The sequence below is a fragment of the Aminobacter anthyllidis genome (assembly GCF_018555685.1).
Classification (GTDB): domain Bacteria; phylum Pseudomonadota; class Alphaproteobacteria; order Rhizobiales; family Rhizobiaceae; genus Aminobacter; species Aminobacter anthyllidis.
Genome location: NZ_JAFLWW010000005.1, coordinates 496,059 through 509,987, shown reverse-complemented (window position 1 = coordinate 509,987; position 13,929 = coordinate 496,059). Strand labels below are relative to the sequence as shown.

Annotated in this window: 12 protein-coding genes; 8 read left to right on the top strand and 4 right to left on the bottom strand. The window is 60.8% G+C overall.

Annotated elements, in window-relative coordinates:
• Window positions 1–196: 196 nt before the first annotated feature.
• From phnY to J1C56_RS19590, 4 genes are all read right to left on the bottom strand, one after another.
• A complete protein-coding gene (phnY, locus tag J1C56_RS19605) occupies window positions 197–1,651 on the bottom strand; it encodes a phosphonoacetaldehyde dehydrogenase (RefSeq protein WP_214391717.1) in 1,455 nt (484 codons plus the stop codon).
• Window positions 1,652–1,664: 13 nt separating this feature from the next.
• The gene (phnA, locus tag J1C56_RS19600) at window positions 1,665–2,921 is read right to left on the bottom strand and encodes a phosphonoacetate hydrolase (RefSeq protein ID WP_214391029.1); all 1,257 of its coding nucleotides are present in this window, start codon (window positions 2,919–2,921) and stop codon (window positions 1,665–1,667) included.
• 139 nt (window positions 2,922–3,060) lie between these two features.
• Complete coding sequence (locus J1C56_RS19595) at window positions 3,061–4,725, bottom strand: Na/Pi cotransporter family protein (protein ID WP_214391716.1); 1,665 nt, start codon at window positions 4,723–4,725, stop codon at window positions 3,061–3,063.
• A 97-nt stretch (window positions 4,726–4,822) separates the two neighbouring features.
• Complete coding sequence (locus tag J1C56_RS19590) at window positions 4,823–5,695, bottom strand: LysR substrate-binding domain-containing protein (protein ID WP_214391715.1); 873 nt, start codon at window positions 5,693–5,695, stop codon at window positions 4,823–4,825.
• Between the two features lie 92 nt (window positions 5,696–5,787).
• Between J1C56_RS19590 and psrA the strand changes: the two genes are divergently transcribed.
• The 8 genes from psrA to cofD all read left to right on the top strand — a co-directional run bounded on the left by psrA (window position 5,788) and on the right by cofD (window position 13,929).
• Window positions 5,788–6,915, top strand: a complete 1,128-nt coding sequence (gene psrA / locus J1C56_RS19585; protein WP_280225446.1) for an iron-containing alcohol dehydrogenase PsrA — start codon at window positions 5,788–5,790, stop codon at window positions 6,913–6,915.
• Window positions 6,916–6,971: 56 nt separating this feature from the next.
• A complete protein-coding gene (locus J1C56_RS19580; RefSeq protein WP_214391713.1) occupies window positions 6,972–7,883 on the top strand; it encodes a phosphate/phosphite/phosphonate ABC transporter substrate-binding protein in 912 nt (303 codons plus the stop codon).
• The gene (gene phnC, locus J1C56_RS19575) at window positions 7,880–8,701 is read left to right on the top strand and encodes a phosphonate ABC transporter ATP-binding protein (protein ID WP_280225447.1); all 822 of its coding nucleotides are present in this window, start codon (window positions 7,880–7,882) and stop codon (window positions 8,699–8,701) included. Before J1C56_RS19580 ends, phnC begins: the two co-directional genes overlap by 4 nt.
• The gene (gene phnE / locus J1C56_RS19570; RefSeq protein WP_184769517.1) at window positions 8,701–9,528 is read left to right on the top strand and encodes a phosphonate ABC transporter, permease protein PhnE; all 828 of its coding nucleotides are present in this window, start codon (window positions 8,701–8,703) and stop codon (window positions 9,526–9,528) included. The genes phnC and phnE (J1C56_RS19570) overlap by 1 nt, the downstream gene beginning before the upstream one ends.
• A 10-nt stretch (window positions 9,529–9,538) precedes the next feature.
• On the top strand, window positions 9,539–10,384 hold the full coding sequence (gene phnE, locus J1C56_RS19565) for a phosphonate ABC transporter, permease protein PhnE (protein ID WP_214391712.1): 846 nt from the start codon (window positions 9,539–9,541) through the stop codon (window positions 10,382–10,384).
• A 1,131-nt stretch (window positions 10,385–11,515) separates the two neighbouring features.
• Complete coding sequence (gene npdG / locus J1C56_RS19560) at window positions 11,516–12,181, top strand: NADPH-dependent F420 reductase (RefSeq protein ID WP_214391711.1); 666 nt, start codon at window positions 11,516–11,518, stop codon at window positions 12,179–12,181.
• Window positions 12,182–12,187: 6 nt separating this feature from the next.
• Window positions 12,188–12,955: a coenzyme F420-0:L-glutamate ligase gene (gene cofE, locus J1C56_RS19555; RefSeq protein ID WP_214391710.1), complete on the top strand. Its 768-nt coding sequence runs from the start codon at window positions 12,188–12,190 to the stop codon at window positions 12,953–12,955.
• Window positions 12,952–13,929 (top strand): 2-phospho-L-lactate transferase, encoded by a 978-nt coding sequence (gene cofD / locus J1C56_RS19550; protein ID WP_214391709.1) that lies wholly within the window; start codon window positions 12,952–12,954, stop codon window positions 13,927–13,929. Before cofE ends, cofD begins: the two co-directional genes overlap by 4 nt.

Genomic DNA, 13,929 nt, shown 5'->3' with positions numbered 1-13,929 from the left:
GGCTTTGTTCCCGGTGCCAATCGAACGCGGTATGCAGGTAATCCAGCGCCTGCCAGGGGGATCCAAGCGCCCTGATGCGACGACCCTTGTCGATCAGGAATATTCCGCTTGCGCCGCCCTGGCGTTCGAAGTCTGTTCGCAACAGCAGCACTGCGAAATACGGGCTTGCTGTTTGGCTGCCAGGGGGACGCCGATTTCACCAAGGCAACGAGAATGTCTTGACGTTTGTGAAGCTCTTCATCGCCTCGATGACGCCTTCCTTGTAGCCGTTGCCGCTATCCTTGATCCCGCCAAATGGCGACATCTCGATGCGATATCCGGGGACTTCCCAGATATTCACGGTGCCAACCTGCAGGCCGGCGATGTATTTCTGCATGCGGCGGAAGTCGTTGGTGCACACACCTGACGACAGGCCGAAGGCGGTCGAGTTGGACAGCGTTATCAGTTCATCGTCATTGTCGGGCGCGCGCACGATCGGAATGATCGGGCCAAACGTCTCTTCCATGACCAGTTCCGACGTATGCGGAACGCGGTCAACGACGATCGGCGGCAAGAGCGCGCCCTTGCGGCCGGGGTCGTAGAGCACTTCGGCACCTTGTTCGGCGGCCATGTAGACGCGGCTTTCGAACAGTGCGGCGGCCTTTTCGTGCACCACCGTGCCGAGATCGGTCGTCCGGTCCATCGGGTCGCCGAACTTGAGCTTCTTGGCGCGTTCGAGCACCATCGGCACGAAGCGGTCGGCGACGCTTTCCTGGCACAGGATGCGCTTGACCGCGGTGCAGCGCTGGCCCGAGTTCTTGGTCGCACCTGCCACCGCGAGATCGGCCGCCTTGGCGAGATCGTCATCCGAGAGATCATTGAGGATGATCAGCGGATCGTTGCCGCCGAGCTCCAACACCTGGCGCTTGTAGCCGGCGGTGCGGGCGATCAGCTTGCCGACCGGCACGCCACCGGTGAAGGTGATCAGCTCGATGTTGTCGTTGGTGATCATCTCGGCGCCGATGTCGGCCGGCATGCCTGTCACCACCGACAGCATCTCCGGCGGCAGACCTGCCTCGTAGAGAATGTCGGCGAGGATCAGCGCCGTCATCGGGGTGAGTTCGGTCGGTTTGACCACGACGCAATTGTTGGTGGCGATCGCCGGTGCCACCTTGTGCGAGACCATGTTGAGCGGATGGTTGAACGGCGTGATTGCCGAGATCGCCTTAAGTGGCTCACGCGTGGTGAAGATCTTCCGCGCCTTGCCGTGCGGGGTCAGGTCGCAGGAAAAGATCTGGCCGTCGTCCTGGATGCACATCTGTGCCGACAGCGTGAACACGTCATAGGCGCGGCCGACCTCGTACAAGGAATCGGCTTTCGAGATGCCGAGCTCCAGCGTGATGATGTCGGAGATCTCTTCCTTGCGTGCGGCAAGGGCCTCTGCGGTGCGAAACAGGATCTGCTGACGCTCGTAGCGCGTCAGCTTCGGCTTGTAGTTGGCCGCGATCTCGAAGGCCTGGCGGGCGTGCTCGGCACGCCCCGCAGGCACAGTGCCGATCACCGCATCGGTGTAGGGGTAATGGACGTTGACGACGCCATCGGCATCGACCTTGCGCCCGGCGATGCGCATCGGTTCATGGCGCACCTTGAACGTTGTTTCAGCCTTGACCATCGTCAGTCCTCCCTCAGGCCAGCGCTGCCGCCATGGCGGCATAATAGAACGCATCGAAGTTGCGCAGAACCGGTTCGTTCGGCAGCGACGGCAGCTTGCGGTTGACGATGAACGGTACTGCCTGTTCGGTCAGGCCGCCATGCGAGCGCAGCGGCTCGTTGAGCGCTGCCAGATCGTGGCGATGCTCGCTGGTGCCGATGGTCTTGTTTTCGGTGGAGACCAGCACGATGTCGCCGATGCGGTCGGATGGCAGTTCGAAACGTTCGCAGGCGGTGGCGTTGTCGATGACGACGTCGATGCCTTCAATGGCGGCGAGGCGCTTCATGATGTCGGCCTGGTCGGCACCTTCGGGCAGGTAGGCGGTGGCGAACGAACCGAGCGCGCCGTGGTGGACGACATAAGGATCGGTGATCGGCAGGATGACGCGCGCTGCGTCCTTGCCCAGCCATTCGTCGAGAACGTCCTGGACATAAACCACGTCAGGGGTGCCGTCGGCCTTGTGCTTGGGCTTCATGCCATGGTCGGCGGTGATGACGATGGCGGCACCGAGTGCGTCGAGCTCGCCGAGATATTTGTCGAACATCTCGTAGAAGGCGTTGGCCTGCGGCACGCCGGGGGCATATTTGTGCTGCACGTAGTCGGTGGTGGTCAAATACATCACGTCAGGCTTGAATTCCTTGAGCAGCTTGACGCCGGCGGCAAAGACGAACTCCGACAGCTCGGCCGAATAGACTTCCGGAACCGGCTTGCCGAGCCAGGCGGATGCATTGTCGATGCCGTGTTCGGCCTTGGTCGAGACATCGGACTTCTCCGACGAGAAGCAGATCGCGCGGCCCTCGTCGAACTTCAGGCCGCTGCCGAGAAGAGCGCGCAGCTTGTCCTTGGCGGTGACCACGGCAACCCGCGCACCGGCATCGTAAAAGGCCTGGAAGACGGTCGGCGCGCGCAGGAAGCGCGGGTCGTTCATCATCACTTCCTTGCCGGTCTCGCGCTCGTAGAGATAGTTGCCGCAGATGCCATGCACTGCCGGCGGCCGGCCGGTGGCGATCGACAGATTGTTGGGGTTGGTGAAGCTCGGGATGACGCTGTGGGCGGTGCGTTCGGTGCCGTTGGCGCGGATCTTCACCAGCGAGGGCATCAGGCCTGCCTTGATCGCCTCGTCGAGATAGGCCGGCTCGCAGCCATCGAGGCAAATCGCAATCGCCGGCACGCGCGGCCATTCATAGCTGCGGCCATTGGCGCTGACGTTGATCGTGGTCATCTTGTTCATGGGAGGGTCCTTTGGCTTGGAGCAATCCGATTGCCGGTGGTATGCGCCGCCTCGGATATGGATCGTCTCTTGTGTGCCGTAACTCCATCTATTTGCCAAATCGCAATTATGAATTCGATCGATAGGCCAGAGCTATGGATCAGCTTGCCTTGGCCAGCCGGCTTTCCAACAGATCGCCGCTTGCCGTCAAAATGGGGTAGGCGACTGTAACCAGTAGCGAATTGATCTCTTTCAGGCCGCGGGCGATTTCGAGATGCATTCCGCTGGTTTCGATGCTTTCCGGCGTTCCGGACTGCAGCCGCTTCAAATGCTGGCCATGCGTATGGCGGTGCAGGTCGCGCATTCTTTGCTTTTCGACGACCAGCTGTCGTGCGGACAGCTGGTCCTGTGAAATGAGAACGTTGAGGGCAAGGTGCATATTTTCGATCAGCCGCTCATGCAGATCGGCCAGTTCTTTCCAACCCTCGTTGGAGAAGCGCCAGTTCTTGTCGGCGCGCTCCTCGGCAAGGACCAGCAGGTTCTTGGCTATCACATCGCCGGCATGTTCGAGATTGATGGCCAGATCGGTCAACTCGATGCTGCGCCGCGCTTCCTCAACTGTCATCTGGCCGCGGTTCACCTCGGCAAGATAGAGCTTGATGTCGGTGTGGGCCTGGTTGACCGCTTCATCCAGGCAACGGACGCGAGCGATCTCGCTGCGGGTGCCGGCGCGCAGGAGGTCCATGACCGGCCGCACCATCGTCTCCAGCAATTCGCCCATGCGCAGCAGTTCGCGCGTGGCACTGGCAAGTGCGAGGCGCGGTGTCGCGATGACGGAACGATCGAGCGCGCTGACGCGATGGCTCAAGGGGTCGCCGGTGGCTTCAGCTAGTGGATCGGGTAGCAGGTGACGGGTGAGTGCCGCCATCGCCGATATGAAGGGCAGGCTAACAGCGACCAGGCCGCCATTGAACAAAAGGTGGAAGTTGACCAGCGCCGTGCCTGGCCCAGACCCCAGCATTGCGATTGAAAAACCGCTCATTTCGAGTGCGGCAAGAGCCAAGACTGCACCCGTCGCGCGGAAGATCAGATTGCCGACCGGAATCCGCTGTGCCACGGCAGGCATGCCACGTGACAGCCAGAAAGCGATGAGGCCACCACCAAGATTGCAACCGAGCACGAGCGGCACGCCGGCCTCCAGCGGCACAAGGCCTTGCGCGGCAAATGCCGCAGTCATGAGGACCGCGGCGACGCTCGAATGCACCACCCAGGTAAATAGGGCCCCGACGAGAAAGGCGGTGACGTAGTCGTCAGCCAGGTAAGCCGACAGAGACGGCAGCATGGCTCCGCTGCGCAACGGCCCCGTCGCTGTCCCTATCAACTGCAGCGACAAAAGGACGAACCCGACACCAAGGATCATCCGCCCGGTTTCGCGAAGCTTCTCGCCTGATAGCTTCAGGTGCATCACTCCGCCGGCAAACAGGCAGACCGGTACCAGCCAGCCGAGATCGAACGACAGGATGCGCACGACCACCGCCGAGCCAAGGTCCGCGCCAAGCAGCAAAGCAAGCCCGGTCGGCAGCGCGAGAACCCCGCTCGCTGCGAAACCACAGGCAAGCATCGCAACAGCAGTGGAGCTTTGCAGCATTACTGCCATCACCATCCCGCCTGCCGCGGCTTTGGTCTGGCCGCGCCTGGCCTCTCCCAGCATCGATCGCAGCGTTTCACCGTACGCGCGTTCCATACCGCTGCGCACCATATGCACGGCAAAAAGCAGCAGCATGGTCGCGCCGGCCAGATGAAGCAAAATCAGGGAAAAGTGCATGGGCGTCCCTTCGTCGACTAAACAAAGGGTCAGGCTTCAGGGCCTATTCGTCAATTCGATAGTTTCAATAGATCCATAGTGCATGACTATGGATGGATCACGCCTTGGGATGGAGGACAGACGTCATGAAAGCCTCGATCTTGGGCGAGTGCCGGCGTTCCTGCAGGCATGCAAGCCGGTACTCCGTCTGGATCGTTGCATCCGCGATGCGGATGGTCTCGAGGCGAGGGTGCGCGACAAACTCGAAGTCCGCGACGACACCAATACCCAGTCCACGCTCTACGGCCTTCCAGACGCCCTCGCGGCTGCCGATCTCGAGCAACGGCTTTATCGGTACTCCGGCTTTTTCGGCCGCCTGTTCAAAGGCACGGCGGGTGGTGGAACCAGTTTCGCGCAGGATGAGCGGCTGGTCTGCCAGTTCGGCCATCGTGATGCTTTCGCGGCCATGCCAAGGGTGATCTGAATTCACGAACACGACCACTTCATGTGTGCTGAAGGCAACCGAGTAGATCCGCGGATCATCGACGACATGGGCGAGGATTGCGACGTCGGATTCGAGATCGAGGATCCTCTGGAGTGTCTGGTCCGAGTTGCCCAAGAGCATGCTGACCTTGATCGACGGGTACGTCGCCAGGAAGCGCGCCACCATCTCGGTGGCATGGAAAGGTCCAACCGCCGCCACGCGCAACTGGCCTGTCGTCAGCCGCCCGCTGCTGAGCAGCAATTCTTCGGCCTCGTCCTGCAAGCTCATGATGCGCCGGCTGATGTCGAAGAGTGCGGCGCCTGTCTCCGTCAGCTCGACGCGGCGCCCGCGGCGCACCAGCAATTCGACGCCATAGCGATCCTCCAGCTCCTTCACCTGTGTTGTGACGGTTGGCTGGCTGATGTGAAGGGCGTTGGCTGCGGCCGTGAAACCTCGGTTTTCAGCGACAGCATGAAACGAGCGGAGGTGGGTAAATACTATAGCCATAGTCTATGATAATCGACAAAGATTTGTATTAGTCAATGGATCGGCCCTCCGCCACACTTCTCCTGCCATCAGTTCAAGACAGGAATTCAACCGTGTGGTCATATAGCAATCCCGTCGACGTCCGTTTTGGCCGGGGCAGTTTTTCCAGGCTCGCCGACGCCATCGGCGGCCGCAGATACGCTCTGGTCACCTACGGCGATCCGTACTTCAGGGGCCTCGTTGCCGAGCTCGAGGCCAAGGCGGGTAGGCCCGCTTTGATCATCGACGATATCGCGCCCAATCCCGACATTGCCCTGCTGGAGATGCAGACTGCACGCTTCGCCAAGCTGGCTGCACAGCCTGAAGTGGTGGTCGCGCTTGGCGGCGGGTCGGTCATCGACTCGGCCAAAGTCTTTGCCGCAGCACTGGGCGATTTCGCGACGGTAGACGCCTATCTCAAGAAGCGGGCCGGCGCCGAGACGATCAAGCCCTGGCCGCTGATTGCGGTTCCGACAACCGCTGGCACCGGAAGCGAAGTCACGTGCTGGGGAACCGTCTGGGACAATGCGGGCGGCGTGAAGTTCTCGCTGGCGCACCCGGGCCTCTATCCCGAATTCTCGATCGTCGATCCCGATCTGATGATTGGCAAGCCACGCGAGCTGACGATCCAGACCGGGCTGGACGCACTGTCGCATGCACTGGAAAGCCTGTGGAATCGGAATTCCAATCCCGTTTCCATGGCGCATGCGGTCATGGCGGCCCGCGGCGTGCTCTCGACTTTGCCGCTTCTTGCCAATGATCTCCGCAACGCCGACCTGCGTGAGCGGATGGCTCGAGCGGCCACGCTTGCAGGATTTGCCTTTTCGAACACCAAGACGGCGATCGCCCATTCGCTGTCCTATCCCATCACCTTGCGGCACGGCGTCCCGCACGGCATCGCCTGCTCGTTCACCTTGCCGATGATCATCCGCAGTGTTGCGGGAGAAGGTGGCATCTGTACGGAGGGATTGAACGCGATATTTGGTAAGGATGCCGACGGCGCGGCCGATCATCTCACGGCATTCCTTGCCAAGCTCGGGATCGCCACGGATCATCACCACTACGGCATCGAACATGGCGAATGGCGCGAGCTAATCGACCTCGCCTTCGACGGCGAGCGTGGACAGAACTTCATCGGCGGCAAGGACAACCTGCTGAGGGCTGCCGGTCTAGGCAAGGAGAAACGCCAAGCAGTCGCATGATTGAAGCGCTGCAGCGGGAGGACGCTGCGGTATCACCGTTTTTTTGGGAGGAAAACATGAGTGCTTTGAAACACACGTTCGTGGGCCTGATGACTGCTGGCGCAGTCGTCGCCTATGCGAGCTCGGGACTGGCGCAGGAGTGCAAAAATCCGGACCAGCTGGTCTTCTCGATCATCCCGACCGAGGAGACCACCCAGGAACTCGACATCTACAAGCCGTTGCTGGACAAGCTGAAGGAAAAGACCGGCAAGCCCGTCGAATTCTTCATGCCGACGTCCTACGCCTCGGTGATCGAAGGCATGGTCAATGGCTGGGTTCAGATCGGTGTCCACGGGCCCAACTCCTACGTGCTGGCTAAGGAAAAGGACCCGGCGCTGGAGGTCTTTGCCACCTACACCAAGGCCAAGGGGCACTTCCAGGAGGAAGGCCCCGGCTACAGGGCAGTGCTGATCAGCAAGGCCGGTTCCAAGTTCGACAGCATCGAGACCGTGAAGGGTTCCGTTGTCGGCCTCGCCGATCCCGCCAGCACCTCAGGCAACCTGTTGCCGCGCATGGTTTTCGGCGACCTGGTGAAGGTTGGCCCGGAGCTCGAGAAGTACTTCTCCAAGGTGGTCTACACCGGCGGTCACGACCAGTCAGCGCTCGCGGTGAAAGAGGGCCGTGTCGATGACGCCTTCGTCGCAACGCACCGGCTCGACAATGTCATCGATCGAGGTCTTGCGAAAGCGGAAGACTTCAAGGTCATCTGGTCGTCGGAGATCATCCCGCAGGACCCGATGGTCTATCGTGGCGATCTCTGCGAGCCGCTGAAGGCGGCAATTCGCGAAGCCTTTCTGACCCTGCACGAGGATGCGAATTCGAAGCCGTTCTTCGATGGCATCAAGTCGACCAAGTTCGTGCCCATGAAGGACAGCGATTACGATATCATCCGCAAGCTGGTGGCGGCTGAGAAGGCGGCGGGCCAGTGAGACACGAAAAGATCATAGTCGAAGGCCGCGCGCAGCGCGGCCTTCCTGCCAAGGTCGCGGATGCCATGTCGATTCTCGAGGTTCGCAATCTTAAGGTCAGCTATTCGACCGGAGGCCCTCAGATTCTCAAGGGTATCGATTTCGAGGTGGGCGGCGATGATTTCTGCGCGGTCATCGGGCCGAGTGGTGCCGGCAAGTCGACCTTGATCCGGTGCATCAACAGGCTGGTCGAGCCAACCGAAGGCGATATCATCCTGTTTGGGCAATCTGTCTGCCCACTCAACAGCGGCGATCTGCGCCGCTTGCGCCGACGCATCGGCATGATCTTCCAGGAATTCAACCTGGTGAACCGCATGTCGGTGATGGACAACGTCTTGTCTGGCCGCCTTGGCTATACAGGCGCCTTCCGCAGTTTCTTCAAAGCGTTTCCGAAAGAAGACATTGATCGGGCGCTGAACCTCTTGGAGCGCGTCGGTCTGCAGGATCATGTCGACAAACGCGCCGACGCCTTGTCGGGTGGCCAGCGCCAGCGTGTCGGCATTGCTCGCGCCTTGATGCAGCGGCCGGAGATTCTGCTGCTTGACGAACCGACTTCGGCCCTCGACCCGAAGATCTCGCGCGACGTCATGGGGTTGATCCGCGAACTGGCGGCCGAGTTCAAGATCCCGGTATTGTGCAACATCCACGACGTGCAGCTGGCGCTCGAAACCTGCAACCGCATCATCGGCATGCAGGATGGCTACAAGAAGTTCGACGGTCCCGCCAAGGGCATGCGCAAGCAGGATCTCGACGAAATCTATGCCATGGAAGTGCTGTGATGAGCATTACCGCCGCGCCAGTCTCCGCACACGGGTTCGATGCCTATCTCGCCCACAAGCGCCGCCGTCGCATCAACAACTGGTTGCTCGTCGCTTGCAGCGTCGCGCTGCTTGCCTGGTGTTTCTGGGACACCATCATGTTCGACACCGACTGGCAGCGCATGGGCGGCGCGCTCGGTATCGGCGGCACACTTGAGCGCTTCCTTCTGATCGACTGGTCGCTTCTTCCCAAGCTCCTGGTGCCGGCGCTGGAAACGCTGATGATGGCGACGCTCGGCACCATTTTGGGCTGCGTCTTTTCGCTGCCTGTCGCCTGGTTCGGCGCGGCCAATGTCACTCCCAGCAAGTACTTCTTTTATCCCCTCGGCCGCTTCCTGATGGTGCTCAGCCGTTCGATCCACGAGATCATCTGGGCTCTGCTGTTCGTCGGCGCGGTCGGTCTTGGCGCGCTGCCCGGCATCCTCGCAGTGGCGATGCGCTCGGTAGGCTTCATCTCGAAAATAACGGCCGAGGCGATCGAGAACATAGACCCAAAGCCGGTCGAGGCGATCCGCGCAGTCGGCGGCAACCAGTTCCAGGTCATGTACTACGGCATCGTGCCGCAAATCTTGCCGGTGATTATCGGGACCATCATCTTTGAGTGGGACATCAACATTCGCCGCTCGGCAATCATGGGGCTCGTCGGTGCAGGAGGGCTTGGTCTGGTCTTCTTCCGTCAGATGGCGATGTTCAATTATGGCGGCGTCACGCTGGTGGTGCTGGCCGTCCTCGTGCTGATCGCCATCGGAGAAGTGATTTCCCACTACGCCCGCAAAGCCGTGATCTGAGGACGCGATGATGCCTGTAACCACCACCGCTACCCACTCGATGCCTGCAGCGAACCGCAAATGGTCGCGCTACCGTCATCCAGAATCGACAATCCGGTTCGCTGTCATCCTGGCGATACTCGCCTTCCTCGGCTACTCGATAACCTACCTCAATATTGACCTGTCTCGTATTCTCGGCGCTTTCCCCAGGCTCGTCGAAATCCTTGCGACCCGCTATTTTCCCCCTGACATGAACTACGTCTCCGACGCAGACTTCCTGCGCTCGGTCCTGCGCACGCTGGAAATGTCATTGCTCGGCGGCTTTTTCGGCGTTGTCTGCTCGATCCCGCTTGCCTGGCTGGCTGCGCGCAACATCACTGTCAGCAAGCGAATTGCTTATCCATTCGGGCGCTTTGCCATCATGAGCAGCCGCTCCATCCACGAGACGATCTGGACCATCCTCTTCGTCACCGTCCTTGGATTTGGCATGTTGGCGGGCACGCTGGCGCTGACTGTTTTCTGCGTCGGATTTGCCGGAAAGCTTTTTTCCGATGAGCTTGAGGCAATCGACATGGGGCCCGTCGAGGCACTGCGCTCGGTCGGCGCCAATCCTTTGCAGGTGTTCCAATACGCGGTCCTTCCGCAAGTGCGCGTCGCCTTCACCGGTATCGCCATCTACACATGGGATGTGGCTTTCCGTGCCGCGACCGTCGTTGGGTTCTTTGGTGGTGGTGGCATGGGCTGGTATCTAAAGCGCACGACGCAGCAGATGGAGAGCACGCGTGTTGCCGCCATATTGCTGGTGATTATCGGTCTTGTGCTTCTTGCCGAGATTGGATCGGGATGGCTGCGCAAGCGCATCGGGAAGATGCGGTAATCCGCACCTGCGCTGAACACGATACCGCGATCGGGCGCGTGTGGCCACTCTGGCTGAAGCGCTCCAGGGTCTGCGTCGCGGAGTTGCAATCCCGACAGATCCGCTTTGAGCCACTTGAACAGGCGTTGCGCCGTCCGCTCATCACATGTCGATGGCCGATGCCTTCATTCGACGCATTTCTCCGACGCTCGCTTGCATGGCGCAAAGCGGTTTTATGCCAGCGGTCTTTCGGCCATGCCGAGCTTTGCCAACCCTATCGATCGTGTGTGGACCCCGCCTGCGGTCCACGGCATTTCCGGAACTACTGGTTCGATCACGATTGCCTGCACACGCCGCCTGATCGCTTCGGTGCCCAATCCTCTGCGTATGGAGGTCCGCTTTCGCGGCCTGTCGATCGAAAGCTGCCAGCCCGCTCCCGGCCCCGAAGCGGATTGCCCACCCAATGTAGAGCTGACATTGCGCATATCGACGCCTCTAGCCCCAATTGCAGGCTGGGTGCTCGGGCGATTTGGACGTTGCGGGAGGCTGAACGTTAGATTTCAGGGTAGCGAAAGAGATGAAGATCCATTTCCCCAATGAACTCACGGAACACCTCACCGTACGCGATTGCCTTCTCCAAAAGGAAGCGAGCTACGGCAGCAGATGGGGACATTGGCCGAGCAGGCGCAAGCGCCGACGGTCTTCGGCGGACCAGGCGCGGTGAGCGCGGCGCGCATCCTCCGAACTGATCGCGAGCGGCCGCGACACGATCGTCTGTCATGTGGTGTTCCCCCGCTATCCGACCTACACCCGGCCGAAGCCTATTGGCGGCGCCTTCGCGAGGCCTGCAGCGGGAGGACAGCCCGTGTCCTTCCTGCACTGCGCTGGTCGACCAGTGTCTGACATCGGAATCTCCCTTCGGGCTCGATCCCTACCATCACTTGCAATCATGCCGACCAAGTAGCGCAGATCGTTCTTTCGATTGGCCAAAATGGCAGGCCGCGTGATGCATCGGATAAGCGCGCAAAGCGGCGCGCAAATCCAACTTGTCTTATCTTACTATTGATAGTATGTTCATCACATTGGCGAGCGTGTGAATGGCTCAGCCCAACAGAGCGCAATCCTGCTCTCCAACTTCAAATGTGAGGAACGATGTCCGACTCGTCCAAGCCTGTAATCGGAATCATTGGTGGAACTGGAGACCTCGGTTCCGGCCTGGCGAAGGCCTGGGCTGCCGCCGGCTACAAAGTCGTGATCGGCTCGCGTAGCCGTGACAAAGCAGTTGCTCTCGCATCCGAACTTGGATCAGGCATTGTCGGTGAAGACAACGTTGGCGCCGCCAGGCTGGCTGACGTAGTCGTGCTGGCCGTGCCATTCGCAAGCCATGACGCAACGATCGCCGAAATCAAGGAGGTCGTTCAGGGCAAGATCGTCGTTGACGCGGCTGTGCCGCTGGTGCCTCCGAAAGTCTCCACCGTACAGCTTCCGAGCGCTGGTTCCGCAGCCCAGATCGCCCAGGGACTGCTGGGAGAGGGGGTCCGCGTTGTCTCCGCCTTCCACAATGTTGGTGCGGCCAAACTGCACAAGGGCGGACGAGCCGAGTGCGACGTTCTGGTGTTCAGCGACGACAAGGAGGCTCGCAATCAGGTCATTGAACTCGCAGGTGCCGTCGCCAACCGTGGTGTCGGTGGTGGTGCTCTCGCAAACTCGGCCGCGGCCGAAGCGCTCACATCGGTCCTGATCTGGATCAACCGTCAATACAAAGTCCCCGGTGCCGGCATCGCAATCACCGGACTTGAGGACGCAAACGCTGCGTAAACGGCCATGGCATCCGTCTCGCTCTCGCTTCATGCAATACCTGGACTGCCGCTGATCGCCCCCGGGGACGATCTCGCCGGCCTGATCGCAGAGGCCCTGCGCACGTGTGGGCTGGGTCTGATGGACGATGACATCGTCGTGGTGGCGCAGAAGGTCATCTCCAAGGCAGACGGTCTCTACGTCGAACTTGATAGCGTCGAGCCGTCGCAACGTGCCCGCGACATCGCCGCACAAGTCGGCAAGGATCCGCGCCACGTCGAGGTGGTGCTGCGCGAGGCGGAGGAGGTCGTCAAGGTCGGGCCGCACGTCATCGTGGTCGCTCATAAGCTTGGCTTCGTCATGGCGAATGCCGGCATCGATGAATCCAACATCGAGCATGCCAACGGCAGCCGCGTCCTATTGCTCCCGCGCGATCCCGATGGCTCCGCATCCGCCCTCAAACTTCGTCTGGATCAGATGTTCGGGGTCGCTTGCGGCGTCGTCATCAACGACAGCTTTGGCCGCCCATGGCGCAATGGCGTGGTTGGCGTTGCGATCGGAGCTGCAGGAATGCCGGCGCTGGTTGATCGGGTCGGCGCCGAGGACCTGTTCGGCCGAACACTGAAGGTGACCGAGATCGCTGTCGCAGACGAGATCGCCTCGGCGGCCTCGCTGATGATGGGGCAAGCCAACGAAGGCTTGCCGGTGGTTCTTATCCGCGGATATCGGCCAACCGCGCCCGCGCGGCCGGCCGCATCATTGATCCGCTCCCGCGAGAGGGACATGTTCCGATGAACGCTTCCAAATCAACGGGTCGGGTGGTTGCCCTGTGTGGCGGTGTCGGAGGTGCCAAGCTCGCGTTCGGTCTCGAACGGCTTCTCGGCAACGATCTCACGCTGATCGTCAATACAGGCGATGATTTCGAGCACCTCGGCCTGAAAGTCTCGCCCGACATCGACACCGTTCTCTACACTTTGTCGGGCCTCGCCAATCGCGAACTCGGCTGGGGCCGGCAGGACGAGAGCTGGAATTTCATGAAGGCGCTGTCGACACTCGGCGGCGAGACCTGGTTTCAACTCGGCGATCGAGATCTTGCCATCCACGTCGAACGAACGCGGCGTCTGAGGACCGGCGAGACGCTTTCCGCCGTCACCAGCAGTTTCGCAGCACATTTCGGGATTGCCGCGCAGGTTCTGCCTATGAGCGACGACCGGATCAGCACCGCCGTGGTGACATCGGAAGGAGTGCTGCCGTTCCAACGCTATTTCGTAGAACGGCGTTGCGCCCCGCGCGTTGACAGCATTCATTTCGAACGTTCGGTGAGAGCGCGCGCATCATCTGAGGTTCTGTCCGCTCTGGGTGATCCGCAACTGACGGCGATCATTGTTTGCCCGTCAAATCCTTTTCTCAGCATCGATCCTATCCTGTCGGTGCCGGGCGTCCGGGCGGCCATAAAGAAGTCGGTCGCACCCGTGGTCGTAGTGTCGCCCATCATAGGCGGCAAGGCCGTCAAGGGGCCGACGGACAAGATCATGACCGAGCTTGGCATCCCCAGGACATCGAAAGCAATCGCCGAGCACTATCTCGACCTGATCGATGGATTGATCATCGATCACACCGATGAACAGGAACGCGAAATCGCCGGCTGCGCGGTTCGTACGGCTTCGTCGCTCATGAACACTGATCAAGATCGCGTCCGGCTCGCAGGCGAGGCGCTCGATTTTGCGCGCCACCTCGTGTCGAGCCCGCAGCGGCAATTCGGAGGCTGA

Excerpts from the sequence above, each read along its gene's own strand:
- phnY (WP_214391717.1), bottom strand. The coding sequence starts at position 1,651 with ATGGTCAAGGCTGAAACAACGTTCAAGGTGCGCCATGAACCGATGCGC.
- phnA (WP_214391029.1), bottom strand. The coding sequence starts at position 2,921 with ATGAACAAGATGACCACGATCAACGTCAGCGCCAATGGCCGCAGCTAT.
- J1C56_RS19595 (WP_214391716.1), bottom strand. The coding sequence starts at position 4,725 with ATGCACTTTTCCCTGATTTTGCTTCATCTGGCCGGCGCGACCATGCTG.
- J1C56_RS19590 (WP_214391715.1), bottom strand. The coding sequence starts at position 5,695 with ATGGCTATAGTATTTACCCACCTCCGCTCGTTTCATGCTGTCGCTGAA.
- J1C56_RS19580 (WP_214391713.1), top strand. The coding sequence starts at position 6,972 with ATGAGTGCTTTGAAACACACGTTCGTGGGCCTGATGACTGCTGGCGCA.
- phnE (WP_184769517.1), top strand. The coding sequence starts at position 8,701 with ATGAGCATTACCGCCGCGCCAGTCTCCGCACACGGGTTCGATGCCTAT.
- phnE (WP_214391712.1), top strand. The coding sequence starts at position 9,539 with ATGCCTGTAACCACCACCGCTACCCACTCGATGCCTGCAGCGAACCGC.
- npdG (WP_214391711.1), top strand. The coding sequence starts at position 11,516 with ATGTCCGACTCGTCCAAGCCTGTAATCGGAATCATTGGTGGAACTGGA.
- cofE (WP_214391710.1), top strand. The coding sequence starts at position 12,188 with ATGGCATCCGTCTCGCTCTCGCTTCATGCAATACCTGGACTGCCGCTG.
- cofD (WP_214391709.1), top strand. The coding sequence starts at position 12,952 with ATGAACGCTTCCAAATCAACGGGTCGGGTGGTTGCCCTGTGTGGCGGT.